Source organism: Ruegeria sp. AH12, from assembly GCF_056541465.1.
Map to the genome: position 1 here is coordinate 1 of NZ_JBQFYL010000233.1, position 515 is coordinate 515.

The 515-nt window shown below is 61.7% G+C and carries 1 protein-coding gene; it reads left to right on the forward strand.

Annotated features, from left to right (window positions below):
* On the forward strand, positions 1-515 hold a 515-nt coding region (locus ACR0EL_RS22805), incomplete at both ends, for an FAD-binding protein (RefSeq protein WP_480502399.1).

The following is a 515-nucleotide window of genomic DNA, read 5'->3' on the forward strand; positions in this document are numbered from 1 at the left end:
GGACATCGTTGCCGGCCTGGATGGCCCAGTGCGTATTGCCGGAGGCGGCACGCGCGGCCTTGATGGGCCCGAGCCTGTGCTGAACCTATCGGGACTGCACGGAATTACACAGTATGAGCCGGGCGCATTGACTCTGGTCGCACATGCCGGGACTCCAGTGACTGAGATCGAAGCGGCTTTGGAGGCCGAGGGTCAGCAACTGGCGTTCGAGCCGATGGATCATCGCGGTTTGCTGGGCACCACGGGGGAACCGACAATCGGCGGTGTTGTCGCGGCCAACATCTCGGGGCCGCGTCGAATTCAGGCTGGCGCGTGCCGGGATTTCCTGTTGGGCGTACGTTATGTCGACGGGTTGGGGCAGGTAATCAAGAATGGCGGGCGGGTGATGAAGAATGTCACTGGTTACGATCTGGTCAAGCTCATGGCAGGTTCCTGGGGTACGCTAGGGGTGCTGTCAGAGGTCTCGCTGAAAGTGCTGCCTAGACCTGAGATCGAGACCACTCTGGCAGTCGGGG